General features: G+C 73.6%; 18 protein-coding genes, 1 pseudogene and 1 riboswitch. Of the genes and pseudogenes, 10 read left to right on the top strand and 9 right to left on the bottom strand.

The window, feature by feature from the left end; all coding sequences use genetic code 11:
- Positions 1-41: 41 nt before the first annotated feature.
- The gene (ribA, locus tag ACIG5E_RS02145) at positions 42-671 is read right to left on the bottom strand and encodes a GTP cyclohydrolase II (protein ID WP_396530900.1); all 630 of its coding nucleotides are present in this window, start codon (positions 669-671) and stop codon (positions 42-44) included.
- Positions 672-922: 251 nt separating this feature from the next.
- Here ribA and ACIG5E_RS02150 point away from each other — a divergent pair.
- The 4 genes and pseudogenes from ACIG5E_RS02150 to ACIG5E_RS02165 all read left to right on the top strand — a co-directional run.
- A pseudogene (locus tag ACIG5E_RS02150) lies at positions 923-1111 on the top strand (glutamate dehydrogenase); the annotation flags it as partial.
- Between the two features lie 120 nt (positions 1112-1231).
- Complete coding sequence (locus ACIG5E_RS02155; protein WP_396530901.1) at positions 1232-2107, top strand: effector binding domain-containing protein; 876 nt, start codon at positions 1232-1234, stop codon at positions 2105-2107.
- 218 nt (positions 2108-2325) lie between these two features.
- A complete protein-coding gene (locus ACIG5E_RS02160) occupies positions 2326-3234 on the top strand; it encodes an NADP-dependent oxidoreductase (protein WP_396530903.1) in 909 nt (302 codons plus the stop codon).
- A 60-nt stretch (positions 3235-3294) separates the two neighbouring features.
- Positions 3295-4059, top strand: coding sequence for a VOC family protein (locus ACIG5E_RS02165; RefSeq protein ID WP_396530904.1), 765 nt, complete (start codon positions 3295-3297; stop codon positions 4057-4059).
- 113 nt (positions 4060-4172) lie between these two features.
- On the opposite strand, the gene lnt is transcribed toward ACIG5E_RS02165, so the two are convergent.
- Entirely contained in the window at positions 4173-5762 is a 1590-nt protein-coding gene (gene lnt / locus ACIG5E_RS02170; protein WP_396530905.1) for an apolipoprotein N-acyltransferase, read from the bottom strand.
- A 233-nt stretch (positions 5763-5995) separates the two neighbouring features.
- Positions 5996-9637 carry a cobaltochelatase subunit CobN gene (gene cobN / locus ACIG5E_RS02175; protein WP_396530906.1) on the bottom strand — a complete coding sequence of 1214 codons (3642 nt, stop codon included), beginning with the start codon at positions 9635-9637 and terminating at the stop codon, positions 5996-5998.
- Between the two features lie 157 nt (positions 9638-9794).
- Positions 9795-9880: riboswitch (cobalamin riboswitch) on the bottom strand.
- A gap of 214 nt (positions 9881-10094) precedes the next feature.
- Between cobN and ACIG5E_RS02180 the strand changes: the two genes are divergently transcribed.
- Genes ACIG5E_RS02180 through ACIG5E_RS02190 form a run of 3 tightly spaced genes read left to right on the top strand, consistent with a single transcriptional unit; the run spans position 10095 to position 13551 of the window.
- Positions 10095-11414 (top strand): cobalamin biosynthesis protein CobG, encoded by a 1320-nt coding sequence (locus tag ACIG5E_RS02180; RefSeq protein ID WP_396530908.1) that lies wholly within the window; start codon positions 10095-10097, stop codon positions 11412-11414.
- Positions 11411-12037, top strand: coding sequence for a precorrin-8X methylmutase (locus ACIG5E_RS02185; RefSeq protein ID WP_396530909.1), 627 nt, complete (start codon positions 11411-11413; stop codon positions 12035-12037). Before ACIG5E_RS02180 ends, ACIG5E_RS02185 begins: the two co-directional genes overlap by 4 nt.
- Before the next feature lie 17 nt (positions 12038-12054).
- Positions 12055-13551, top strand: coding sequence for a precorrin-2 C(20)-methyltransferase (locus ACIG5E_RS02190; protein WP_396531018.1), 1497 nt, complete (start codon positions 12055-12057; stop codon positions 13549-13551).
- 128 nt (positions 13552-13679) lie between these two features.
- On the opposite strand, the gene ACIG5E_RS02195 is transcribed toward ACIG5E_RS02190, so the two are convergent.
- A complete protein-coding gene (locus ACIG5E_RS02195) occupies positions 13680-15419 on the bottom strand; it encodes a TIGR03767 family metallophosphoesterase (protein WP_396530910.1) in 1740 nt (579 codons plus the stop codon).
- A 325-nt stretch (positions 15420-15744) separates the two neighbouring features.
- On the opposite strand from ACIG5E_RS02195, the gene ACIG5E_RS02200 reads away from it, so the two are divergent.
- The gene (locus ACIG5E_RS02200) at positions 15745-16944 is read left to right on the top strand and encodes a cobalt-precorrin-5B (C(1))-methyltransferase (protein WP_396530911.1); all 1200 of its coding nucleotides are present in this window, start codon (positions 15745-15747) and stop codon (positions 16942-16944) included.
- Between the two features lie 190 nt (positions 16945-17134).
- A complete protein-coding gene (locus ACIG5E_RS02205; protein ID WP_396530912.1) occupies positions 17135-18664 on the top strand; it encodes a UDP-N-acetylglucosamine 1-carboxyvinyltransferase in 1530 nt (509 codons plus the stop codon).
- A 104-nt stretch (positions 18665-18768) separates the two neighbouring features.
- Here the strand turns inward: ACIG5E_RS02205 and ACIG5E_RS02210 are convergent, their stop codons facing one another.
- From ACIG5E_RS02210 to ACIG5E_RS02230, 5 genes are all read right to left on the bottom strand, one after another.
- A complete protein-coding gene (locus ACIG5E_RS02210) occupies positions 18769-19272 on the bottom strand; it encodes a DinB family protein (RefSeq protein ID WP_396530913.1) in 504 nt (167 codons plus the stop codon).
- A 69-nt stretch (positions 19273-19341) separates the two neighbouring features.
- A complete protein-coding gene (locus ACIG5E_RS02215; protein ID WP_396530915.1) occupies positions 19342-20094 on the bottom strand; it encodes a cobalt-precorrin-6A reductase in 753 nt (250 codons plus the stop codon).
- A complete protein-coding gene (cobM, locus tag ACIG5E_RS02220; protein ID WP_396530916.1) occupies positions 20091-20852 on the bottom strand; it encodes a precorrin-4 C(11)-methyltransferase in 762 nt (253 codons plus the stop codon). The genes ACIG5E_RS02215 and cobM overlap by 4 nt, the downstream gene beginning before the upstream one ends.
- The gene (cbiE, locus tag ACIG5E_RS02225; protein WP_396530917.1) at positions 20849-22087 is read right to left on the bottom strand and encodes a precorrin-6y C5,15-methyltransferase (decarboxylating) subunit CbiE; all 1239 of its coding nucleotides are present in this window, start codon (positions 22085-22087) and stop codon (positions 20849-20851) included. The genes cobM and cbiE overlap by 4 nt, the downstream gene beginning before the upstream one ends.
- A gap of 76 nt (positions 22088-22163) precedes the next feature.
- A complete protein-coding gene (locus tag ACIG5E_RS02230; protein WP_396530919.1) occupies positions 22164-22607 on the bottom strand; it encodes a gamma-glutamylcyclotransferase family protein in 444 nt (147 codons plus the stop codon).
- A 133-nt stretch (positions 22608-22740) separates the two neighbouring features.
- Between ACIG5E_RS02230 and ACIG5E_RS02235 the strand changes: the two genes are divergently transcribed.
- Positions 22741-23775 carry an EamA family transporter gene (locus ACIG5E_RS02235; protein ID WP_396530920.1) on the top strand — a complete coding sequence of 345 codons (1035 nt, stop codon included), beginning with the start codon at positions 22741-22743 and terminating at the stop codon, positions 23773-23775.
- The last annotated feature ends 165 nt before the right edge of the window (positions 23776-23940 follow it).

A 23940-nucleotide genomic window follows, 5' to 3' on the forward strand; every position in this document is an offset into this window, starting at 1 on the left:
CCGTCACCCGTTCGCCGCGGGCCGGCCGCCGCAGGCTGGGTTCAGCCCACAAGCCGGGAGAGCTCGATCGAGTGCCCGGTCCGCTCCACCTTCGCCGTCAGGTACCGGACGTTGCTCGCCGACAGGTGGACGCCGGTCGGCACCCGCCGCCGCACGGTGACGCCGAGCCCGGCCAACTGCGCTGCCTTGTCCGGATTGTTGCTCAGCAGGTCGACGCCGTCGATGCCGAGCGTGGCGAGCATCTGGGCGGCCGCGGTGTAGTCCCGGCCGTCCTCGGGCAGGCCCAACGCGGTGTTGGCGTCGTACGTGTCCAAACCGGAGTCCTGCAGGGCATAGGCATCGAGCTTGTTGTACAGCCCGATGCCCCGGCCCTCCTGGCGCAGGTAGAGCAGGTAGCCGCCGGCCTCGCTGATCAGCTCCACCGACTCGCGCAGCTGCGGGCCGCAGTCGCAGCGGTCCGAGCCGAAGACGTCGCCAGTCAGGCACTCGGAGTGCAGCCGCACCAGCGGCGTCCCGCCGTCCGGGACCGTGCCGAGGGCGAGCGCCAGATGCTCGGCGCCGTCGGCGAGGTCGTGGAAGGTGAAGACCTCCGCCTCGGCGCGGTAGCCGTCGGGGAAGGTCAGCGGGATGCGCACACGCGAGCGCACCGTGGCGGAGCCGGGCTGCGGCATGGGTGGGCCTCCGTCGATCGGGGGGGTGGACCGGGTTGGATCGGTTGGATCCGAATGGATCGGATGTTGACCGTACTCGGTTGTTCCAATTTGAACAACTGGATACGGGTGGTGCCCGGCTCAGCACCGGAGGCGCACAACACCCCACCCGCCCCATCTGTTCCCGCGGGCACACCGACGTCCCGGCCGGTGACATCGGCGTCGGCGGCCGGGAGATCGGCTACCTGTTCGGCCAGTACAAGCGGATCACCAACCGCTCGCGCGACTCCTGGACCTTCGAGCGCACCGAGGAGCGGCTGGCCGGGATCATGAAGCACATCCACGACTCCTGCTTCACCACCGCCGAGCGCTACGGGCACCCGGGCGACTACGTGGTGGGCGCGAACATCCCGGGCTTCGAACTGGTCGCGGACGCGATGCTGGCCCAGGGTCTGGTCTGAGCCCCTCCTCCTGCCGGTCACCCGGCGATCGGCACCCGACCGCAACGGGCACCGATCGTCGGGTGCGGCAGAGTGGGTCCTTCCTACGGTAGTGATCAGCAAGGGAAGGACGGGTTCGGCGTGCTGGAGCACCTGAACCGGGCGATGGAGCACATCGAACGGAACCTGGACCAGGAGATCGACGTGGCCGAGCTGGCGCGGATCGCGATAACGTCGGAGTACCACTTCCGGCGGCTGTTCTCGATGCTCGCCGGGATACCGCTGTCGGAGTACGTACGACGCCGGCGGCTGACCGTCGCCGGGGCCGAAGTGCTCGACGGCGAACGGACGTTGCTCGACATCGCGGTCCGGTACGGGTACACCTCGGGCGAGGCGTTCGCCCGGGCGTTCCGGTCGATGCACGGGGTCGGGCCGGGGGAGGCCCGGCGTGACGGTGCGGTGCTCACCTCCCAGCCCCGGATGTCCTTCCGACTCATCGTGGAGGGAAGTAGCAGCATGGAATACCGGATCGTCGAGAAGCCGGACTTCCGGATCGTCGGCCGGAAGGCCCGGGTGCCCCTGATCTACCTGGGCGTCAACCCGCACATCGCTGAGTTCATCAAGGGGCTCGGCACGGAGACCGTCGAGCGGATCACGGCCCTGACCGGCAAGGACCCGCTCGGCATCGTCTCGGTGACCGACGACTTCTCGCCCAACCGCGAGGAGGGCTCCGAACTCGACTACTGGCACGCGGTGGTGGCGCGTGAGGACGCCGTCGTCCCGGACGACCTGGAGGTCCTGAACGTCCCGGCCGGGACCTGGGCCGTGTTCACCAACAAGGGGGCGTTCCCGCAGGCGCTGCAGGAGATGTGGGGGGACGTGGCCAGCCAGTGGTTCCCGTCCAACCCGTACGAGGCCCGGCCGGGCCCGGAGGTCCTGAAGACCCGCTTCGTCCCGGGGACGGGCGACGCCGAGGCGGAGCTCTGGATTCCGGTCGCGCGGACCGCGCGCGGGTGACGGCGGACCGGTGGCGGCGGACAGATGACAGCGAACAGATAACAGCAAACAGATAACAGCGGACAGCTGACAGATTTCGAAATCTGTCAGCTGCCCGCTGTCGATTGTTCGCCCACCCCCGTTCGGCCCACCAGCGCCCGCCCCCACCCCGCCCCGCCCCGCATGCTGGGGCGGGGGGGCAGGGGCCGCAGGCCGCTATCCGAGGAGTGGGATCACCGATGGCCAAGGCATTCGGCTTCGTCGACTACGGCGGACCGGAGATGCAGGAGTTCCTCGACCGTCCGGTACTCGCCCCCGGCCCCGGCCAGCTGGCGATCACCGTCCGGGTCGCCGGGGTGAACCCGGTTGACTGGAAGATCCGCCGGGGCTACCTCGGCCGCGAGCGCGAACTCCCCGCCGTCATGGGCCAGGAGGCCGCCGGAGTGGTGCAGCAGGTCGGCCCCGGAGTCACCGGATTCACCCCGGGCGACGAGGTGTTCGGCCTCACCGCCGCCGGGGGCTTCGCCGAACAGACCCTGCTGCGGGCCAAGTTGAGTGCCCTCAAGCCCGAGGCCGTCGGCTTCGACCGGGCCGCCGTGCTCGGCGTCTCGGTCGCCACCGCCGACGACGCCCTGCGCCAACTCGCCCTCGGCGCCGGCCGGACACTGCTGATCCTCGGCATCGCCGGCGGGGTCGGCAGCGCCGCCGCCCAGATCGCCCGCAGCCGGGGCCTGAACGTGCTCGGCACCGCGAGTGACGGCAACCGCTCGTACGTGGAGTCCCTCGGTGCGACCCAGGTCCGCTACGGCGACGGCGTCGCCGAGCGGATCGCCGCGGCCGCCCCCGAGGGCGTCGACGCCATCCTCGACCTGATCGGCGGCGACGCCCTGCGCGCCGTGGCCGCCGTTCGCACCGACCGCACCGAGCTGGTCAGCACCGCCGACCCCGCCACCGTCGCCGAGCTCGGCGGCCGTCCCGTCGCCCGGTCGACCACCTCGGAGACCCTCGCCGCGCTCGCCGCCCTGGTCGCCGCCGGCGACCTCGACCCGCACATCACCGGCCGCTACCCGCTCGCCCGGGCCGCCGAGGCGATCGCCGCGGTCGAGTCCGGGCACGTCCGCGGCAAAGTCGTCATCGAAGTCACCTGACAGTCAACAAGGTTGACGAGCCATCAGTCACAATCCCCGACAGTCCAGAGAGTCAGAGCCATGAAGCAGACCTCCGTCACCACCAACGCCCCCTGCTGGGTCGAGCTGGGCACCGACGACCCGCCCGCCGCCCGGACCTTCTACACCGAACTGTTCGGCTGGCGCCCCGACAGCGAAGTCCGCCCCGAGGCCGAGGGCTACACCCAGATGTTCCTCGGCGACGCCCCGGCCGCCGCCGTCACCCCGCGGTACGCGCCGCAGCAGCCGACGGCCTGGACGGTCGCCTTCGCGGTCGCCGACGCCGAGGTCACCGCGGCGAAGATCAAGGCCGCCGGTGGCAAGATCCTCAAGGAGCCCACCGACGTGCTCGACCACGGCCGCTTCTCGGTGGCCGCCGACCCGTCCGGCGCGGTCTTCATCCTCTGGCAGGCCCGCGGCTTCAAAGGCGCCGGGGTGTTCAACGAGCCCGGCTCGCTCGGCTGGGTGGAACTGGCCACCCGGGACGCGGCCGACGCGAGGGCCTTCTACCCGCAGGTCTTCGGCTGGTCCGTCGCGCCGTCCGAGCACTACACCCAGTGGGGCCTGGACGGCCAGGACTTCGGCGGCATGCTGGTGATGGACGACCGCTTCCCGCCCCAGGTGCCGCCGCACTGGCTGCCGTACTTCTCGGTCGTCGACGCCGACAACACCGTCAGCCGGGCGGTCGCCATGGGCGGGGACGTGCTGATGCCCGCCGTCTCCATGCAGGGCGGCCGGCGGATCGCCGTGCTGCGCGACCCCCAGGGCGCCGCCTTCGGCATCTACCGCGACGCTACGGAGGGCTGACGGGGAGCGCTGAACGGAGGGCCGAGCGGGGGCAGAGCTGAACGGAGAGCTGAACGGAGAGCTGAACGGAGAGCTGAACGGAGAGCTGAACGGAGGGCCGAGCGGGAGCAGCGCTAGACGGAGGGCCGAGCGCCCGGCCCGGCCGTCTGCCGGGGGCCGCGCGAACGCCGGGCGGACACCGCCGCGCCCGCCGTGACCAGCAGCGCGCCGATCGGCACCACGTCGCCGATCCGGTCGTACCAGGTCACCGTCCCGGGCGCGGTGAGCGGCAGCCGTACGGTCAGCGTGCCGGTGCCGTCGGTGCCCAGTCGGGCCAGCTCCCGGCCCTGGGCGTCGAAGGCCGCGGAGACCCCGGTCAGCGATGCCTGGACGGCCGGGCGCCCGGTCTCGGCGGCCCGGATCGCCGCCAGCGAGACGTGCTGCTCGGGCGCCCAGGTGTGCTGGAAGGTCGAGGTCGAGGACTGGTAGACCAGCACCCGGGCGCCGTCCCGGGCCGCCGTTCGCGCCATGTCCGGGAAGGCCGACTCGAAGCAGATCAGCGCGCCGACCGGCAGTGGTCGGCCCGAGCGGTCGGTGGCCGGCAGCACGTGGAAGGCGGTGCCGGGCGCCCGGTTCTCGCCGGCCGCCCGGCTGACCCCGGCGATCCAGCCGAGCACCGGTCGCAGCGGGATGTACTCGCCGAAGGGCACCAGCCGGATCTTGCGGTAGCGGTCCACCACCCCCGCCGGGGAGACCAGCACCGCGTCCTTGGAGATCCGCCCGTCGGCCTTGCGGGCGTCCTCCCCAGCCATCACCTCGGCGCCGGTGGTGGCGGAGAGCCGGCGCAGTTCGTCCAGTGCGGCCGGATTGCGGTCCAGATCGGCGGTGGTGCTGCTCTCGCCCCACACCACCAGGTCCACCGGCTGCCCGACCAGGGCGGCGGTGTCCCGCGCGCTCGCGTCGAACCGGGCCTGCGGGTCCTCGACGATGCCGGGCTGGACCAGCGCCACCGTCACCGCCCCGGCCCCCACCGGCGCCGGGCGCAGCGCGAACAGCAGCGGACCGGTGGCCAGCATCAGGACGGTCACCAGCGCCGCCGCCGCCCGGGGCCGCCAGTGCACCGCGGTCAGCGCGATCAGCACACCGGTGTTCACCGCCGCCACCGCCGCGCTGACCAGCCAGATCCCGCCCGCGGAGGCCAGCCCGAGGATCGCCGGGTGCTGCCACTGGGTGGCGCCGAGCAACGCCCACGGCCCGCCGAGCGCGTGCCAGGACCGCGCGTACTCGGTGGCCACCCACACCGCCGGGACGACCAGCAGCGCGAGTAGCGCCCGACGGGTGGTCAGCGGCGGGTGCAGCAGGCGGTGCACCGCGTACCCGACCACGGCCTGCAGCGCCCCGAACAGCGCCGCGAGCACCGGCAGCGCCGGCCCGATCGACGGCACCAGCCAGTACATCGCGGTCAGGATGAACCCGGCCCCGAACCACCACCCGCGTACCGCCGCCTCCCGCCCCGACGGCGCCCGTTGCATCAGCAGCAGCCCCGGGACCAGCGCGACCCAGGCCAGCCACGCCTGCCCCGGCGCCGGGAACGCCACCACCGGCACGGCCCCGGCCCCCAGCGCCCCGAGTCGTGTCCGGTACCGGTGCGGCGCGCGCGACTGCCGCTCCTCCGTGGGGGTCGTGCTCAGGGCTGGGCTGGCGGGAGCGATGCGGCGCGACATGCCCCGTATTGTCCGCTCGGGCGGCGGCCGGTGCCAGATGGCGTCACGCGCGGTTGACGCCGGTCCTCGGAGGGGTCATGACGACGGCGGCCGCCCACCCCCCCCGAGGAGGGTGGGCAGCCGCCGCTCAGCAGTCGCAGCCCAGCCGCCGCCGCTCCAGCAGTCGCCGCTCGGCAGCCGCCGTTCAGCACTCGCCGTTCAGCACTCGCCGTTCAGGCGCCGGGCCCCGGCCCTCAGCCTTCGTCGCCCTCCAGGTCGCCCTCGGTCTCCAGGAACGCGGCCTGCAGCTGCTCGATCAGCTCCGGGTCCGGCTGCTCCCACAGCCCGCGGCTCGCCGCCTCCAGCAGTCGCTCGCTGATCCCGTGCAGCGCCCACGGGTTGGCGCCCGCCAGGAACTCGCGGTTGACCGGGTCGAGGACGTACTCCTGGGTCAGCTTCTCGTACATCCAGTCCGCGACCACGCCCGTCGTGGCGTCGTAGCCGAACAGGTAGTCGACCGTCGCGGCCATCTCGAAGGCGCCCTTGTAGCCGTGGCGGCGCATCGCCTCGATCCAGCGCGGGTTGACCACTCGCGCGCGGAAGACGCGGGCGGCCTCCTCGGTCAGGGTGCGGGTACGGACCGTCTCCGGGCGGGTCGAGTCGCCGATGTAGGCGGTCGGGGCCTTGCCGGTGAGGGCGCGCACGGTGGCCACCATGCCGCCGTGGTACTGGAAGTAGTCGTCCGAGTCGGCGATGTCGTGCTCGCGGGTGTCGGTGTTCTTCGCGGCGACGGTGATCCGCTTGTACGCGGTCTCCATCTCCTCGCGCGCCGGCCGGCCGTCCAGCCCGCGGCCGTACGCGTAGCCGCCCCAGACGGTGTACACCTCGGCGAGATCGGCGTCGGTGCGCCAGTCCCGGCTGTCGATCAGCTGGAGCAGGCCCGCCCCGTAGGTGCCCGGGCGGGAGCCGAAGACGCGGACGGTGGCCTTGCGCTCGTCGCCGTGCACCGCGAGGTCGGCCTGCACGTGGGCGCGGACGAAGTTGTCGGTCTCGGCCTCCTCCTGGGCGGCGGCCAGGCGCACCGCGTCGTCCAGCAGGGCGACCACGTGCGGGAAGGCGTCCCGGAAGAAGCCGGAGATGCGCAGCGTGACGTCGATGCGCGGGCGGCCGAGCTCGTCGAGCGGGATCGGCTCCAGACCGGTGACCCGGCGCGAGGCGTCGTCCCAGACCGGGCGGACGCCGAGCAGGGCGAAGGCCTCGGCGATGTCGTCGCCGGCGGTGCGCATCGCGCTGGTGCCCCAGAGCGAGAGCCCGACCGAGGGCGGGTAGGCGCCGTCGTTGTCGGCCCGGTAGCGGTCGACCAGCGAGCTCGCGAGCGCCTGGCCGGTCTCCCAGGCGAGCTTGCTGGGGACGGCCTTCGGGTCGACGGAGTAGAAGTTGCGGCCGGTCGGCAGCACGTTGACCAGGCCGCGCAGCGGGGAGCCGGACGGACCGGCCGGGACGAAGCCGCCCTGGAGCGCGTGCAGTACGGCGTCCAGCTCGTCGGTGGTTGCGGCGAGGCGCGGCACCACCTGGGTGGCGGCGAAGTCCAGCACCTCGCGGACGGCCTGCTGGATGGCCTCCGGCAGCCCGGCGGTGACCTTCTCCACGGCCTCGGGTGCCCAGTCCTCCGCCTCCATCGCCTCGACCAGCGCACGGGCCTGGGCCTCGGCCGCGTCGGTGGCGCCGAGGGTGAGGGCCGCCTCGTCCAGGCCGAGCGCCTCGCGCAGGCCGGGCAGCGCGCTGACGCCGCCCCAGATCTGCCGGGCGCGCAGGATGGCGAGCACGATGTTGACCCGGTCGGTGCCGGCCGGGGCCTGGCCGAGGACGTGCAGGCCGTCGCGGATCTGGGCGTCCTTGACCTCGCACAGCCAGCCGTCGACGTGCAGCAGGAAGTCGTCGAAGCCGTCGTCCTCGGGGCGCTCGTCCAGGCCGAGGTCGTGGTCCAGCTTGGCGGCCTGGATCAGGGTCCAGATCTGGGCGCGGATCGCGGGCAGCTTGGCCGGGTCCATCGCGGCGATGTTGGAGTGCTCGTCGAGCAGCTGCTCCAGGCGCGCGATGTCGCCGTAGGAGTCGGCGCGGGCCATCGGCGGGACGAGGTGGTCGACGAGGGTGGCGTGGGCGCGGCGCTTGGCCTGGGTGCCCTCGCCCGGGTCGTTGACCAGGAAGGGGTAGATCAGCGGGAGGTCGCCGAGGACGGCGTCCGGGCCGCACTCGGCGGACAGCGCGGCGGTCTTGCCGGGCAGCCACTCCAGGTTGCCGTGCTTGCCGAGGTGGATGACAGCGTGGGCGCCGAAGCCGCCGTCCTCCTGGGCGGCCTCGATCCAGCGGTAGGCGGCCAGGTAGTGGTGGCTCGGCGGCAGGTCGGGGTCGTGGTAGATGGCGACCGGGTTCTCGCCGAAGCCGCGCGGCGGCTGGATGAGCACCAGCAGGTTCCCGGAGCGGATCGCGGCGAGCACGATGTCGCCGTCCGGGTTCTGCGAGCGGTCGACGTACAGCTCGCCGGGGGCCGGGCCCCAGTGCTGCTCGACCTGGTCGCGCAGGCCCTGGGGGAGTGTGGCGTACCAGCGGCGGTAGTCGGCGGCGGGGATGCGGACCGGGTTGCGGGCCAGCTGGTCCTCGGTGAGCCAGTCCTGGTCGTAGCCGCCGGCGGCGATCAGGGCGTGGATGATCGCGTCGCCCTCATGACCGTCCTCGGTGCCATCGTCCAGGCCGGGCAGGTCGTTGCCGAGGTCCATGCCCTCCTCGCGCAGCCGGTGCAGCAGCCGGACGGCGCTGGCCGGGGTGTCCAGGCCGACGGCGTTGCCGACCCGGGCGTGCTTGGTCGGGTAGGCGGAGAGCACCAGGGCGAGGCGGCGTTCGGCGGCCGGGACGTAGCGCAGCCGGGCGTGGCGGACGGCGGTGCCGGCGACGCGGGCGGCGCGCTCCGGGTCGGCGGCGTAGACGGTCAGGCCGTCCTCGTCCAGCTCCTTGAAGGAGAACGGGACGGTGATCAGACGGCCGTCGAACTCCGGCACCGCGACCTGGGTGGCGGTGTCCAGCGGGGACAGGCCGTCGTCGCTGGCCTCCCACTGGGCGCGCGACCAGGTGAGGCAGAGGGCCTGCAGGATCGGGCGGTCGAGGGCGGCCAGCGCGCCGGCGTCCCAGGCCTCCTCGTCCCCGCCGGCCTGGGCGTCGGCCGGGCGGGTGCCGCCGGCGGCGAGCACGGTGGTGACGATCGCGTCGGCCGCGCCGAGTTCGGCCAGCAGCTCGGGCTCGGCGCCGCGCAGCGAGGCGCAGTAGTAGGCCCGGGGCCGGGCGCCCTGGTCCTCGATGGCCCGGCAGAGCGTCTCCACGAAGGCGGTGTTGCCGCTCATGTGGTGGGCCCGGTAGTAGAGCACGGCGACCGTCGGGCCGTCAGCGCTGCCGTTGTCGTCGCTGCGGGCTTCGCGCTCCAGCGGACCCCAGGCGGGGGCGGAGGCGGGCGGGGCGAAGCCGTGGCCGGTCAGCAGCACGGTGTCGGAGAGGAAGGCGCCCAGCTCGGCCAGGTTGGCCGCGCCGCCGTGGGCGAGGTAGGCGTGCGCCTCGGCGGCGATGCCGGCCGGGACCGTGGACAGCTCCATCAGCTGGGCGTCGGGGGCCTGCTCACCGGTCAGCACCACCACCGGGCGGGGGCCGGCCAGCAGTGCGTCCAGGCCCTCCTGCCAGGCGCGGCGCCCGCCGAGCAGACGGACCACGACCAGCTCGGTGCCCTCCAGCAGTGCGGGCAGGTCCTCGGGGGTCAGTCGGGCCGGGTTGCCGAGCCGGTACGGGACCGGGCCCGTCGAGGCGCGGGCACTGAGCAGGTCGGTGTCGGACGTCGACAGCAGCAGGATCATGCGAAGGGCCTCCCGGCCTCGTCGGTGGCCAGGATGGCCGCAGTGGTGGCCGGGGCGGCCGCGGTGGTGGCCGGGGGAACGGGCGCGGGCATGCGACAGCGCTGGTGCATTTCTGCCTTCCTCGGGGTCCGCGCCCCGGGCCGGTGGAGGACGGCGGGAGTTCCTGGCTCCCGCGGCCGACCGGCTTCCCGGTGAACCGCGGTCACAGTGGCGGGACCGCACCGGGCTTGCACCGGTTTCCTCCCCTGCGCCGTCGCTGGCGTGTGGGCGGCCCGCTGGGGACTGCCCGCCAGCATCGTACGGGGTGCGGCTGACCTGGGGGAGAGCCAGCTTCACCTCGCGCGGCGCACGGGCGGGCGCACGGTGCTCGGGGGCGGCGGATGGCGTGCCGGGCGTGCTGCCGGGTGTGACGCAGCGGACGGAGGCAAGCGATCGGATCATCTGTATGCTCGCCGCCATGCCACCGACACCCGACGCCACCGCGCCGGGCGCCGCCGTGCCCGACCGGGGGCGCGCGGACGCCTGCCCCGGTGCCCTCCGCCTGCACACCGCCGACGACGGTGGCCTCGCCCGGGTCCGGCTGCCCGGCGGTTTGCTGACGGATCGTCAGGCGATCGCGCTGGCCGAGGCGTCGCAGGCCCTGGGCGACGGGGAGTTGGAGACCACCTCGCGCGGCAACGTCCAACTCCGCGGCCTGGCCTCGGACTGCGGGGCCGAACTCGCCGAGCGACTGCGCGCCGTCGGGCTGCTGCCCTCGGACACCCACGAGCGGGTGCGCAACATCGTCGCCTCCCCGCTCGCCGGGCTGGACGCCGTCGGCCACGTCGATGTGCAGGCCTGGGTACGGGAACTGGACGCGCGGCTGTGCGCGAGCGACTGGGCGGCCGGGCTCTCCGGCAAGTTCCTGTTCGCGCTGGACGACGGGCGGGGCGACGTCGCCGCGCTCGACGCCGATGTGACATTGATCGCAGCTTCGGGTGGCGCAGCTTCGGGCAGCGGGGCTTCGGGCAGCGGGGCTACGGCCAGCGCGACTTCGGGCGGCGCGACTTCGGGCGGCCCCGCGGTGCTGCGCCTCGGACGGGCCACCCACGGACACCCGGTCGAGGCCGGGCAGGAGGTGACGGCCGTGCTGGACGCGGCCCGCGCCTTCCTGGACGCGCTGCGCGGCAGCGGCCGCAAGGCCTGGCACCTGCGCGAGGTGCCCGACCTGCTGCCGACGGGCTCCGTGCCGCTGCCGGCCACCTCCGCCGTCGCCGCCCCGGTGGGCGCGCTGCCCGGCGGGCTCTCGGTGGGCATGCGCTTCGGACGGGCGAGCGCCGCACAGTGGCGCGCGCTGGTCGCCGCCTCGGCCGGCGAACTGCGGCTGACCCCCTGGCGCGGCGCGGTGCTGCCCGGCGCTCCGGCCGACCGGCTGCCTGCGCTGGCGGCGGCCGGGTTCCGTACCGAGCCGGGCTCCGCCTGGGAGCGGGCCACCGCCTGCACCGGGCTGCCGGGCTGCGCCAAGTCGCTGGCCGACGTACGGGCCGACGCGGCCCGGGCGTTGGAGACGAGGACGGCGACGGGGACGGGGGCGGGGACGGGCGGACTGCCCGTCCACTGGTCCGGCTGTGAACGGCGCTGCGGCCATCCGGCCGGGCGGTGGGTGGACGTGATCGCCACTGGGCACGGCTACCGGGTGACGGTGAACGGGCCGACCACGACCGCGGGCGCACCCGTGGACGTGAGGTACGAGGAGATGGCCGAGGCGGTCGCCGAGGCCAGGAGGACCACGAATTGATCGAGTACGAGAAGGACGGCGCGTCCATCTACCGCCAGTCCTTTGCCACCATCCGTGCGGAGGCCGATCTGGCCGCCCTCCCGGCGGACGTCTCCCAGGTCGCGGTGCGGATGATCCACGCCTGCGGGATGACCGACCTGGTCGAGGACCTGGTGTACTCGCCCGGCGTGGTCGCCTCTGCGCGGGCTGCGCTGCACGCCGGTGCGCCCATCCTCTGCGACGTCAACATGGTCGCGAGCGGCGTCACCCGCAAGCGGCTGCCCGCCGACAACGAGGTGATCTGCACCCTCACCGACCCGTCGGTGCCCGAACTCGCCCGCGCGATGGGCAACACCCGCAGCGCGGCGGCCATGGAGCTGTGGCTGCCCCGACTGGAGGGTGCGGTGGTCGCCGTCGGCAACGCGCCGACCTCGCTGTTCCGGCTGCTGGAGATGATCGAGGCGGGCGCGCCGCGCCCGGCCGCGGTGATCGGCGTCCCGGTCGGCTTCATCGGCGCCGCCGAGTCCAAGCAGGCCCTGGCCGAACACCCCTCCGGCCTGGAGCACTTGGTGGTGCGGGGCCGGCGCGGCGGCAGTGCGATCGCCGCAGCCGCCATCAACGCGATTGCGAGCGAAGTAGAGTGACGGATCGTCAGATCACCATGGGCCGGCTGTACGGCGTCGGCCTCGGCCCCGGCGACCCGTCGCTGGTGACCGTCCGCGCGGCCGAACTCATCGGCAAGGCCGACGTGGTGGCGTACCACAGTGCCCGGCACGGCCGGTCCATCGCGCGCTCGATCGCCGAACGGTACCTGACGGGTGGGCAGATCGAGGAGAAGCTGGTCTACCCGCTCACCGTCGAGACCACCGACCACCCCGGCGGCTACCGGGGCGCGCTGGACGAGTTCTACGAGGAGGCCGCCGCCCGGCTGGCCGCCCACCTGGACGCCGGGCGCGACGTCGTGGTCCTCGCCGAGGGCGACCCGCTGTTCTACGGCTCCTACCAGCACATGCACAAGAGGCTCGCCCACCGCTACCCGACCGAGGTGGTGCCCGGCGTGACCTCGGTCAGCGCGGCGGCGGCCCGGCTCGGGCAGCCGCTGACCGAGGCGGAGGAGACGCTCACCGTCATCCCGGGCACGCTGCCCGAGGAGGAGCTGACCGCGCGGATCGCCTCCGCCGACTCCGCCGTGATCATGAAGCTGGGTCGCACCTTCCCGGCCGTCCGGCGCGCGCTGGAGCGGGCGGGCCGGCTGGACGACGCCCAGTACGTCGAGCGCGCCTTCATGGACGGGGAGCGCATCGCCCCGCTCGCCGAGGTCGACGGGGAGAGCGTCCCGTACTTCTCGGTGGCGGTGCTGCCGAGCAAGGTCGCCCCGCTGGAGCCGGCCGTACGGCTCGCGGACGGCGTGGGCAGCGTGACCGTGGTGGGCACCGGGCCGGCCGGGCCGCTCTGGCTCACCCCCGAGGCGCGCGGCGCGCTGGCCGAGGCCACCGACCTGGTCGGCTACACCACCTATCTGGACCGGGTGCCGGAGCGGCCGGGGCAGCGGCGGCACGGCTCGGACAACAAGGTGGAGTCGGAGCGCGCCGAGTTCGCCCTGGACCTCGCCCGGCGCGGGCACCGGGTCTGCGTGGTGTCCTCAGGTGACCCGGGCGTCTTCGCGATGGCCACCGCCGTGCTGGAGGTCGCCTGCGAACCGGACTACCGGGACGTGCCGGTGCGGATCGTCCCCGGGATGACCGCCGCCCACGCGGCCGCCTCCCGGGCCGGCGCCCCGCTGGGGCACGACTACGCGGTGGTGTCGCTGTCGGACCGGCTCAAGCCGTGGGGCGTGGTGGCCAAGCGGCTGCGCGCCGCGGCCGAGGCGGACCTCGTGCTCGCGCTGTACAACCCGGGCTCGAAGTCCCGCACCACCCAGGTCGGCCTGGCCCGGGACCTGCTGCTGGAGTACCGCGCACCGGAGACCCCGGTGGTGATGGCCCGCGACGTCGGCGGGCCGACCGAGCGGATCCGCGTCGTCCGGCTGGGCGAGCTGGACCCGGCGCTGGTCGACATGCGGACCATCCTGCTGATCGGTTCCTCGCAGACCCAGGCGGTCGAGCGGGGCGGCGACGTGGAGGTCGTCTGGACGCCGCGGCGGTACCCGGAGGAGTGACGGCGGACGAATGACGGATGACAGCTGACAGGTAACAGATGACAGCCAACAGATTTCATCATCTGTCGGCTGTCATCTGTGTTCCGTTCGCCGTTACCCGCCGGCCGTCACTCCCGCGCCGGGCGCCGTCACCGGGTCGGCTTGGCGATCAGCAGCTCGGTGTTGTGGTCCTGCCCGGCGCCGAGCAGGGCCGAGACCCGCCCGTTCGGGTCGTTGTACGACAGCTCGCGGTACAGCGCCGCCAGGTTGGCGTCCGAGGTGCTGCCGAAGTCCGTCGTGTACGGCGCGGAGGACTCGATCAGCGTGGTGAACAGCGACAGCGTGCCGTCCCCGTTGTCCGCGATCTCGATGATGCGGCCGTGCTGCGGGTAGTCGATGTGCGAGGCGGTGTTGATCTCCCAGAACGCCCGCTCCGGCACCGCGTGCCCGTGTGCCGTGATCTTGTTCATGTGGGTGTGCCCGTTCACCCAGGCGACCACGTTCGGGTAGCGCTGCAGCAGCGCGACCAGCTCGTTGCCGTCGTGCCGCTTCTCGAAGACGTTGCGCGGGTCCGGCAGCAGGTTGCCCATCGAGCCGCTGGTGTGGTGGCTGAAGACCATGATCACGTCGTCGGTGCTGCCGCCCGTGACCTTGTTCCCGTTGGTGTCGTACCAGTGCCCGCTGTGGTCCTTCAACTGCTGCTCCAGCCAGCGCAGTTGCGCGGTGCCGAGCGACCCGTCCGCGAACCCCGCCTGGTTGGTGGTGTCCAGGCTGATGCCGACCACCTTCTCCGAGATCCGGAAGGTGTAGTACAGCTTGCCGCTGCCCACCATGTCCGAGGTGAAGCCGTGCCCGAACGGACCGGCGCCGGTGACGGCCGGGTCCAGGTGGGCCTTGGCGAACTCCTTGAGCGTGAACGGGTGTCGGCGCTCGTCCGGGGTCACCCGGCGCACCGCCTCGCCGTTCGCGAGCAGCTTGGCGAGCAGCAGCACGGCGCCCGCCGGGTCGCGGCGCAGCGAGTCCATCAACTGGGCGGCGGTCGCGTCGTCGCAGCCCTCCAGCTTGAGACCGCCCGTGTAGAGGTCATTCAGCAGCCCGAAGTCCGGCAGCGAGCCCTCGATGCTGTCGTCGTGGTTGCCGACGGTGGTGTACCAGGGGGTCTTCAGGCCCGGCGCGTCGAAGGGCCGTCCGGCCGCGGACAGGAAGCCGGGTACCTGCGGGAAGCCCTTCGCCTTGTAGACGTCGTTGTAGGCGAGTTCGGGGTTCCAGAAGGCCGAGTTGCCGGAGTTCTGCACGCCCTCGTAACGGGTCGGGTCACCGGTGTTCTGGGCCATCCGCCCACCGCCCATGACGGTGAGGTACCAGTCGAGCTCGGCCAGCTCGTGGTTGTCGGTGTTGTCACCGGTGGCCATCACCATGCTGAACGGCATCCCGGTGTACGGGCCGCCGGACAGCGAGTTGACCCGCTCGACGAGCGCCGAGACACCACGGGCGTTCAGGGCCTCCTGCGGCCGGTAGGCGCTGTCGTTGTACTTGGCCAGGAACTCGAAACGCACCGGGGACTCGGTGTCCACCAGGTGCAGGTCGCTGAACTGGACGAAGCTGGCCAGCCCGGTGCGGCGGTCGTCCCGTCCGGAGCCCGGTGCCGCGAGCTCCCCGCGCACCACCAGCGGCCACCCCGGCCCCGCCGTCAGCCGCTTGTAGGCACCGGTGCCGGACGGCGTGGCCACCTGCTCCAAGGTCGTCCCGGCGACGTTGACCGCCCGCGCGGCCGTGGTCGCCAGCGCCTGATCCCGCCCGGCGGCCGAGGCGAGCTGCGCACCGCCCAGGGACAAGGCCGACCAGGCGGCGGCCACCGACGTACCGGTGATGAACGTACGTCGTTTCATGCCTGCCACAAAAACCCCCACATGCTGACGGCCCGGCCGGGAAGTAGCGTCCCGCCCACCGGACCTGAGTGTCATGAACCCGCTTCTGGCGGACCGCCAGATTACCCACGGGTAGCCTACGGGCGTTAGGCCCGGGCGGAGAACTCTTCGGGAACGCCGGGTCACGACCCCCTGGGTCGGCCCGCCGACGGTGGAGGCGGCAGCCACCCCGGTCGGGGCGGAGCCGGACGGATGGGGGAAAATCGGCGGCGACGGCCGGTGCGGCCGCCGAGGGACGACGGGCGGTGCGCGAGCGCGGCCCCGGCAGTGCGGAAGCGAGGCGCAGGTGGCCGCAGCGGGAGCCGAGGCGGGAGGCCGGGCCGGCCAGCTGAGGAGCAGCGGGCTGCGGCACGGCTGGACGACGGGTGCTTGCGCCACCGCCGCCACCAAGGCCGCGTACACCGCGCTGCTCACCGGCGAGTTCCCGGACCCGGTCACCATCACCCTCCCCAAGGGCCAGCAGCCCGCCTTCGCCCTCGCCGCCGAGCAGCTGACCGTCGCCACGCGACCGACCACCGCCACGCAGCCGACCGCCGCCGAGCAACCGGCCAGGACCGGCGAGGAGCCGGTCAGCGCCATGGCCGGCGTGGTCAAGGACGCCGGCGACGACCCGGACGTGACCCACGGCGCACTGATCCGCGCGACCGTACGGCCTGGCGAACCCGGCGCCGGGGTGGTGTTCCGGGCCGGCCCCGGGGTCGGGACGGTCACCAAGGCGGGCCTGCCGCTGGCGGTCGGCGAGCCCGCGATCAACCCGGTGCCCCGGCAGATGATCCGCGACGCCGTGGCCGAGGTGGCGGCGGCGTACGGCGGCAGCGGGGACGTGGTGGTCGAGGTCTCCGTGGACCACGGCGAGGAGATCGCCCGCTCGACCTGGAACCCTCGCCTCGGCATCCTCGGCGGCCTGTCGATCCTCGGCACCACCGGGATCGTCGTCCCCTACTCCTGCTCGGCCTGGATCGACTCGATCCGCCGCGGCGTGGACGTGGCCCGGGCGGCCGGGCGCACCCACGTGGCGGGCTGCACCGGTTCGACCTCGGAGAAGGTCGCGGTCGCGGTGCACGGACTGCCCGAGGACGCGCTGCTCGACATGGGCGACTTCGCCGGGGCCGTCCTCAAGTACCTCAAGCGCCACCCGGTGCCCCGGCTGACCATCGCGGGCGGCTTCGCCAAGCTCTCCAAACTCGCCTACGGCCACCTCGACCTGCACTCGGCGCGCTCCCAGGTGGACAAGGGGTACCTGGCCGAACTGGCCCGGCGCGGCGGGGCGGACGAGGAGTTGGCGGCCGCGGTCGCGGCGGCCAACACCGGACTGGAGGCGGTGCAGCTGTGCCGGGCGGCCGGGGTGCCGCTGGGGGACCTGGTCGCCGAGGCGGCCCGGGCGACGGCGCGCGGCGTGCTGCTGGGCTCGCCCGTCGCGGTGGACGTCATCTGCATCGATCGCGCCGGCACCGTCGTCGGCCGGGCGGAACCGCTCGGGCCCTGAACGTCCGGGCGGAACCGCGCGGCCGCTGGACGGCGTCGAGTTGAGTGCGCAACGCCGCTCAGCGGAACCTCAGCTTTTCGTGCGGTGATGTGAAGATCTGACACGCATACGGGGTGAGAAACGGACAAAAGTGTCGTCATGCTTGCTCTTGATTCTGGTGCCATCTCAACCATGAGATATGGTCTGCCGAGTGACAGGCGACTACCTCACCCGTATCGGCACCCTCATCCGTACCGCGCGCCAGCACCGCGGCTGGTCCCAGGCGCAGCTCGGCGAGGCACTCGGCACCAGCCAGAGCGCGGTCAACCGCATCGAACAGGGCAAGCAGAACGTCAGCCTTGAGATGATCGCCCGCATCGGCGAAGCCCTCAACAGCGAGATCGTCTCCCTCGGCTACTCCGGCCCGATGCACCTGCGCGTCACCGGCGGCACCCGCCTCTCCGGCGCCATCGACGTCCGAAGCAGCAAGAACGCCTGCGTCGCGATCCTGTGCGCCTCGCTGCTGACCACCGGCCGCACCACTATCCGCAGCGTCGCCCGGATCGAGGAGGTCTACCGCATCCTCGAGGTGCTGACCAGCATCGGCGTCAAGAGCCGCTGGCTCAACGACGGCCGCGACCTCGAACTCACCCCGCCGGCCGAGCTCGACCTCGCCGCGATGGACGTCGAGGCCGCCCGCCGCACCCGCAGCGTGCTGATGTTCCTCGGCCCGCTGATGCACCGCGCCCAGCGTTTCGCCATCCCGTACGCGGGCGGCTGCGACCTCGGCACCCGCACCGTCCAGCCGCACCTGACGGCGCTGCGCCGCTTCGGCCTTGAGGTCGCCACCACCGGCGGCGCCTACCACGCCTCGGTCGAGCCGGGCACCCCGATGGACCGCCCGATCGTGCTGACCGAGCGCGGGGACACCGTCACCGAGAACGCCCTGCTGGCCGCCGCGCGGCACGACGGCGTCAGCGTCATCCGCAACGCCTCGCCCAACTACATGGTCCAGGACCTCTGCTTCTTCCTGGAGAAGCTGGGCGTGAAGATCGAGGGCATCGGCACCACCACCCTCACCGTCCACGGCGTCCCGCAGATCACCTGCGACGTCGACTACACCCCGGCCGAGGACCCGGTGGAGGCGATGAGCCTGCTTGCCGCCGCGGTGGTCACCTCCTCCGAGCTGACGATCCGCCGGGTGCCGATCGAGTTCCTGGAGATCGAGCTCGCGGTGCTGGAGGGCATGGGCCTCGACTACGACCGGACCCCCGAGTACCGGGCCCACAACGGCCAGACCCGCCTGGTCGACCTCACCGTGCGTCCCTCCAAGCTGACCGCGCCGATCGACACCATCCACCCGATGCCGTTCCCCGGCATCAACATCGACAACGTGCCGTTCTTCGCCGCCATCGCCGCGGCCGCCCACGGCACCACGATGATCCACGACTGGGTCTACGACAACCGCGCGATCTACCTCACCGAGCTGACCCGGCTCGGCGCGGACGTCAAGCTGCTCGACCCGCACCGCGTGCTGGTCCAGGGACCGACCCGCTGGCGCGCCGCCGAGATGATGTGCCCGCCCGCGCTGCGCCCGGCCGTGGTCATCCTGCTCGCGATGCTCGCCGCCCAGGGCACCTCCGTCCTGCGCAACGTCTACGTCATCAATCGCGGCTACGAGGATCTCGCCGAGCGCCTCAACTCGATCGGCGCCCAGATCGAGACCTTCCGCGACATCTGACGGATTCACCTGACGGATCGTCAAGTCACAAACCAGCATTGTCCTTCTGACGGGTTCGCATTCCTGCCCCCTCCGGGCCCGCAGCCCCGGCGCCGGCGCGGCTGCTACTCGCCGGTGCTGCCGTCGAGGTGCTCGCGCAGGAGGTCGGCGTGGCCGTTGTGGCGGGCGTACTCCTCGATCATGTGGGTGAGGATCCAGCGCAGCGAGAACACCTCCTCGCCGTAATGACCCAGGACGTCCAACGACGGTGCGGCGGCGACGAGTTCCCGCGCGTGCTGGCACTCACGGCGCCAGACGGCGAAGGCCTCATCCGGGTCGGCGGTCTCGACGTCGAACTCGGCGAAGGTGCCGTCGGGGTGCTTCCAGAAGCCGGGCCGGCCTTCGCCGTCGAGGACGTTGCGGAACCAGCCGCGCTCCACCTCGGCGAGGTGGCGGACCAGTCCGAGCAGGGAGAGCCCGGAGGGTTCCAGTACGCGGGTGCGGAGCTGCTCGGCGGTCAGGCCGGCGCACTTCATCGCCAGGGTGTCGCGCTGGTAGTCCAGGAAGCTTGCCAGGGTGGCCCGTTCGTCGGCGGTCCGCAGGGTGACGGTGCGCTGATCATCGGTCATGGGCGCCATCCTGGCAGCCCGCCGGCGCGACCGCGCGGCGAATTCCACGGAGTGGACACGCGCCTGGACTCAGACCGTCCGCTCCAGCCAGTGCACCGCGCCCGCCGCGTCCGCCGCGACCGGTACGCCCTCCGGTACCGGCGGGCGCTCCACCACGACCACGGGCAGGCCGAGTTCGCGGGCCGCGGTGAGCTTGGGCGCGGTCGCGGCGCCCCCGCTGTCCTTGGTGACGACCACGTCGATCCGGTGGTCGCGCAGCAGCGCCCGCTCGCCGTCGAGGGTGAACGGGCCGCGGTCCAGCAGGACTTCGAGCGAGCACGGCAGCGGGGGCTCGGGCGGGTCCACCGAGCGGGCGAGGAAGTGCAGCCCGTCCAGGTGGGCGAAGGCGCCGATGCCCTGTCGGCCCGAGCTGAGGAAGACCCGCCGCCCGAGGCCGGGCAGCAGCTCGGCGGCCGCCGGGAGCGAGGGCACGAGGTGCCAGTGGTCCCCGGGGACGGACGCGAAGCCGGGGCGGCGCAGCACCAGCAGCGGCACACCGGTGGCGGCGGCCGCGACGGCTGCGTTGCGGGACATCCCGGCGGCGAACGGGTGGGTGGCGTCCACGACGGCGGCCACCCCTTCGGCGCGCAGCCAGGCGGCCAGCCCGTCCGGGCCGCCGAAGCCGCCGATCCGCACCTCCCCGGCGGGCAGCCGGGGCCGGGCGACGCGTCCGGCCAGCGAGCTGGTGACCCGCAGGGACGGGCGGCCGTCCAGCGCGGCGGCCAGCGCCCGCCCCTCCGTCGTCCCGCCCAGGATCAGGACGTGCGCCGGGGCGGCGGTCATGCGCCGCAGGGCTCGTGCGGGCGCTCGCGGTCAGCCGAGTAGAGGTGGCTGTCGCGGAACTGCTCGGCGGCGAGCGTGCGGCCGACGATGATGACGGCGGTGCGCACCACGCCCGCCTCCTTGACCTGCCCGGCGATGTCGGCGAGCGTGCCGCGCAGCACCAGCTCGTCGGGGCGGCTGGCCATCGCGACCACGGCGGCCGGGCAGTCGGCGCCGTAGTGCGGGAGCAGCTGCTCGACCACGTCGTCCACGTACCCGGCGGCCAGGTGCAGCACCAGCAGGGCGCCGCTGCGGCCGAGGGTGGCGAGGTCCTCGCCCTCGGGCATCGGGGTGGCCCGCTTGGCGATCCGGGTCAGGATGACGGTCTGGCCGACGGTCGGCACCGTCAGCTCCCGCTTCAGCGCGGCCGCGGCGGCGGCGAAGGCGGGCACGCCGGGGACCACCTCGTACGGGACGGCGGCCGCGTCCAGGCGGCGCATCTGCTCGGCGACGGCGGAGAAGACGGACGGGTCGCCGGAGTGCAGCCGGGCCACGTCCCGGCCCGCCCGGTGCGCGGCGACCAGTTCGGCGGTGATCTGGTCCAGGTTGAGCTGGGCGGTGTCGATCAGGCGGGCGCCGGGCGGGCACTCCTCCAGCAGCTCGCGCGGGACGAGGCTGCCGGCGTAGAGGCAGACCTCGGCGCGGGCCAGGATGCGCTGGCCGCGCAGGGTGATCAGGTCGGCGGCGCCCGGGCCGGCTCCGATGAAGTAGACGGTCACGAGGCGTCCTCCTGGGGGGTGTTGGGCTTGACGGCGGACCACTGGGTGACCGGCATGGCCTGCCGCCACCCGGTGAAGCCGCCCACCGGGACGGCGTGGGCGACGGCCAGTCTGACCAGCTCCCCGCCATGGCGCCGGTACCACTCGGTGAGCAGCGCCTCGGACTCCAGCGTCACGGTGTTGGCGACCAGTCGGCCGCCGGGGCGCATCGCGGCCCAGCAACCGTCCAGCAGGCCGGGGGCGGTGAGGCCGCCGCCGATGAACACGGCGTCGGGGGTGGGGAGTTCGGCGAGCGCGGAGGGGGCCGGGCCGGTCACCACCCGGAGCCGGGGCACGCCCAGCGCGGCGGCGTTGCGGGCGATCCGCTCGGCCCGGACGGGATCGCGCTCGATGCTGACGGCCCGGCAGTCCCGGTGGGCGCGCAGCCACTCGACGGCGATCGAACCGGAGCCGCCGCCGACGTCCCAGAGCAGTTCGCCGGGGGAGGGGGCGAGCACGGCCAGGGTCGCGGCCCGGACGTGCCGCTTGGTGAGCTGGCCGTCGCTCTCGTACGCGGCGTCGGGCAGGCCGGGCACGAGGGAGCTGCGGGGGCCGTCGCCGAGTTCGACGGCGATGAGGTTCAGCGGGTCGCCGGGCGGGTGCGGCCAGTCGTCGGCGCGGCCGTCAAGGCAGTGCTCGGCGGGGGAGCCGAGCTGTTCGAGGACGCGCAGGCGGGCGGCCCCGAAGCCGCGCTCGGTGAGCAGCGCGGCGACGGCGGCCGGAGTGGCGGCGTCGGCGCTGAGCACCAGCAGGCGGCGGCCGGGATTCAGGCCGAGCGTGAGGGTGTCCAGCGGTCGGCCGACCAGGCTGACCACCTCGGTGGCCTCCAGCGGCCAGCCGAGCCGGGCGCAGGCGTGGCTGACGGAGGAGGGGTGCGGCAGGACGCGCAGCCGTTCGGCGCCAACGATTTCGGCGAGGGTGCGGCCGATGCCGAAGAACATCGGGTCGCCGCTGGCCAGTACGGCGAGGCGGCGGCCGGCGTGCTCGGCGAGCAGCCGGGGGACGGCCGGGCGCAGCGGGGACGGCCAGGCGACGCGCTCGGTGGTGACCTCGTCGTGGGGAAGCAGTTCCAGCTGCCGGGGGCCGCCGACGACCACCTCGGCGGACCGCAGCGCGGACCGGGAGTCGGCGGCGAGGCCGGGCCAGCCGTCGGCCCCGATCCCGACGACGGTGATCGGAGGTGGCAGCTCGGGCACCGGGTGGCTCCTCGTCGTTCGTTCCTGCTGGCCGGGGCAGCCTACCTGGCGGTATCCGGGCCGGAACCGGCCGCCCTCACCTGTCCGTCCAGTCCCCCGAGGCGATCAGCGCAGGCCGCGCCCGCAGCCGTGCCGCGGCCGCCGGCCCGGCGAGGTACACCCACGCCTCGCGCCGCTCGCCCGCGGCCGTCCGCACCGCCATCCGCCGCCGCAGGTACAGCCCCGTCCCGTCCGATCGGCAGTCCTCCAGCCGGTCCAGGTCCGCGAGCACCCCGGCGTACGCGCCCGGGCGCACGGTGACCAGCTCACCCACGATCCGGCGCCCGGGCGTCGCGTCCGGTACCGCGTACGGGTACCCCGGTCCGTCGTGCAGGGCGGCGCCGTCCAGCACCGCCGGCAGGATCCCGGTGCAGCGCCCGGCCAGGTGGACGGCGTGGTTGCGGCCGCCGCTGCGCAGGGTGCCGTACACGAAGAACGGCAGGGCCGTCTCGACCGGTGGGGCCTGCTCGGGCGCGGACACGGCTTCGACCTCCTTGCTGCGGGAGCGCCCACGGTACGTTCTGCCGAACCGATTCGTGATACCCACTGGCGCGGGGGGCGCAGGTGCGCTGTCATGTCGGTTGTTCAGCCAGCACCGTCCTAGGGGGACACACATGACATCGCCCGCCTCCCCACAACCGGCAACGACCCCCGGCGGCAGCACCCCCGCCACCCCCGCCAACCCCGCCACCCCCGCGACCGCACCCGCCCGCCTCTCCGGCGCCGTCTGGCTCGCCCTCGCGGTGGTCTACGTGGTCTGGGGCTCGACCTACCTCGCGATCCGGATCGCGGTCGAGACGATGCCTTCCTTCTTCTCCGCCGCCGCCCGCTTCCTCACCGCCGGCCTGCTGCTGGTCGGCTACCTGCTGGTCCGGCAGGGCCCGGCCGGCCTGCGGGTGAGCGGGCGCCAGCTGGCCTCCGCCGCCCTGGTCGGCCTGCTGTTGCTGACCGGCGGCAACGGCCTGGTGGTGCTCGGCGAGACCTCCGTCCCGTCCGGACTGGCGGCCCTGCTGGTGGCGGCCGTCCCGCTGTGGATGGTCGTGCTGACGGCCTTCGGCGGCGGCGAGCGCCCGAAGCGCGCGGAACTCGCCGGGGTGCTGCTGGGCCTGGTCGGCCTCGGGGTGCTGTCCGCTCCCGCGATCGGCGGGTCCGTCAAGCCGCTCGGCGTGGTCCTGATCATCTGCGCCACGCTGGCCTGGGCGGCCGGCTCGTTCGCCAGCAAGAAGATCCCGATGCCGGGCAACGTGCTCGCCGCGAGCGCCTACCAGATGCTGGCGGGCGGTCTGTGCAACGTGCTGATCGGGCTGGCCCGCGGTGAGCAGCACGGGCTGGACCTCGGGGCCGTCTCCGGCCGGTCCTGGCTGGCCCTCGGCTACCTGGTGCTGTTCGGCTCGCTGCTCGCCTTCACCGCGTACGCCTGGCTGCTCCAGTCGGCCCCGCTGACCCTGGTCGCCACCTACGCGTACGTCAATCCGGTGGTCGCGGTGCTGCTGGGCTGGCTGATCCTCGCCGAGCCGCTGACCGGCCCGACGCTGGCGGGCGGGTCGATCGTGGTGGTCGGCGTCTGCCTGGTGGTCAGTGTCAGCCGGCGGCCTGGGAGCCGGCGGTCGGGGAGTCCGTCGAAGTCGAAGGGCGACGTCCGCGCGTAGGTGAGGACGACGTTCCCGCGTTCGAAGATCCGGCTGTCGGTGAGTGTGCAGGCACGCGGCTCGAAGCCACGCGCGCCCGCGCGCCCGTCGGTGCGCTGAGCACGCGAACGGCCTCCGCCGGCCCGAAGCGGTTCGGCGGAAGCCCGTGTATCGGAGCGCGCCGGA

The sequence above is a fragment of the Kitasatospora sp. NPDC053057 genome (genome assembly GCF_044546945.1).
GTDB lineage: Bacteria > Actinomycetota > Actinomycetes > Streptomycetales > Streptomycetaceae > Kitasatospora.

Excerpts from the sequence above, each read along its gene's own strand:
- cobN (WP_396530906.1), bottom strand. The coding sequence starts at position 9,637 with ATGATCCTGCTGCTGTCGACGTCCGACACCGACCTGCTCAGTGCCCGC.
- ACIG5E_RS02195 (WP_396530910.1), bottom strand. The coding sequence starts at position 15,419 with ATGAAACGACGTACGTTCATCACCGGTACGTCGGTGGCCGCCGCCTGG.
- ACIG5E_RS02165 (WP_396530904.1), top strand. The coding sequence starts at position 3,295 with ATGAAGCAGACCTCCGTCACCACCAACGCCCCCTGCTGGGTCGAGCTG.
- ACIG5E_RS02180 (WP_396530908.1), top strand. The coding sequence starts at position 10,095 with ATGCCACCGACACCCGACGCCACCGCGCCGGGCGCCGCCGTGCCCGAC.
- ACIG5E_RS02190 (WP_396531018.1), top strand. The coding sequence starts at position 12,055 with ATGGGCCGGCTGTACGGCGTCGGCCTCGGCCCCGGCGACCCGTCGCTG.
- ribA (WP_396530900.1), bottom strand. The coding sequence starts at position 671 with ATGCCGCAGCCCGGCTCCGCCACGGTGCGCTCGCGTGTGCGCATCCCG.
- ACIG5E_RS02215 (WP_396530915.1), bottom strand. The coding sequence starts at position 20,094 with ATGACCGCCGCCCCGGCGCACGTCCTGATCCTGGGCGGGACGACGGAG.
- ACIG5E_RS02210 (WP_396530913.1), bottom strand. The coding sequence starts at position 19,272 with ATGACCGATGATCAGCGCACCGTCACCCTGCGGACCGCCGACGAACGG.
- ACIG5E_RS02235 (WP_396530920.1), top strand. The coding sequence starts at position 22,741 with ATGACATCGCCCGCCTCCCCACAACCGGCAACGACCCCCGGCGGCAGC.
- lnt (WP_396530905.1), bottom strand. The coding sequence starts at position 5,762 with ATGTCGCGCCGCATCGCTCCCGCCAGCCCAGCCCTGAGCACGACCCCC.
- ACIG5E_RS02160 (WP_396530903.1), top strand. The coding sequence starts at position 2,326 with ATGGCCAAGGCATTCGGCTTCGTCGACTACGGCGGACCGGAGATGCAG.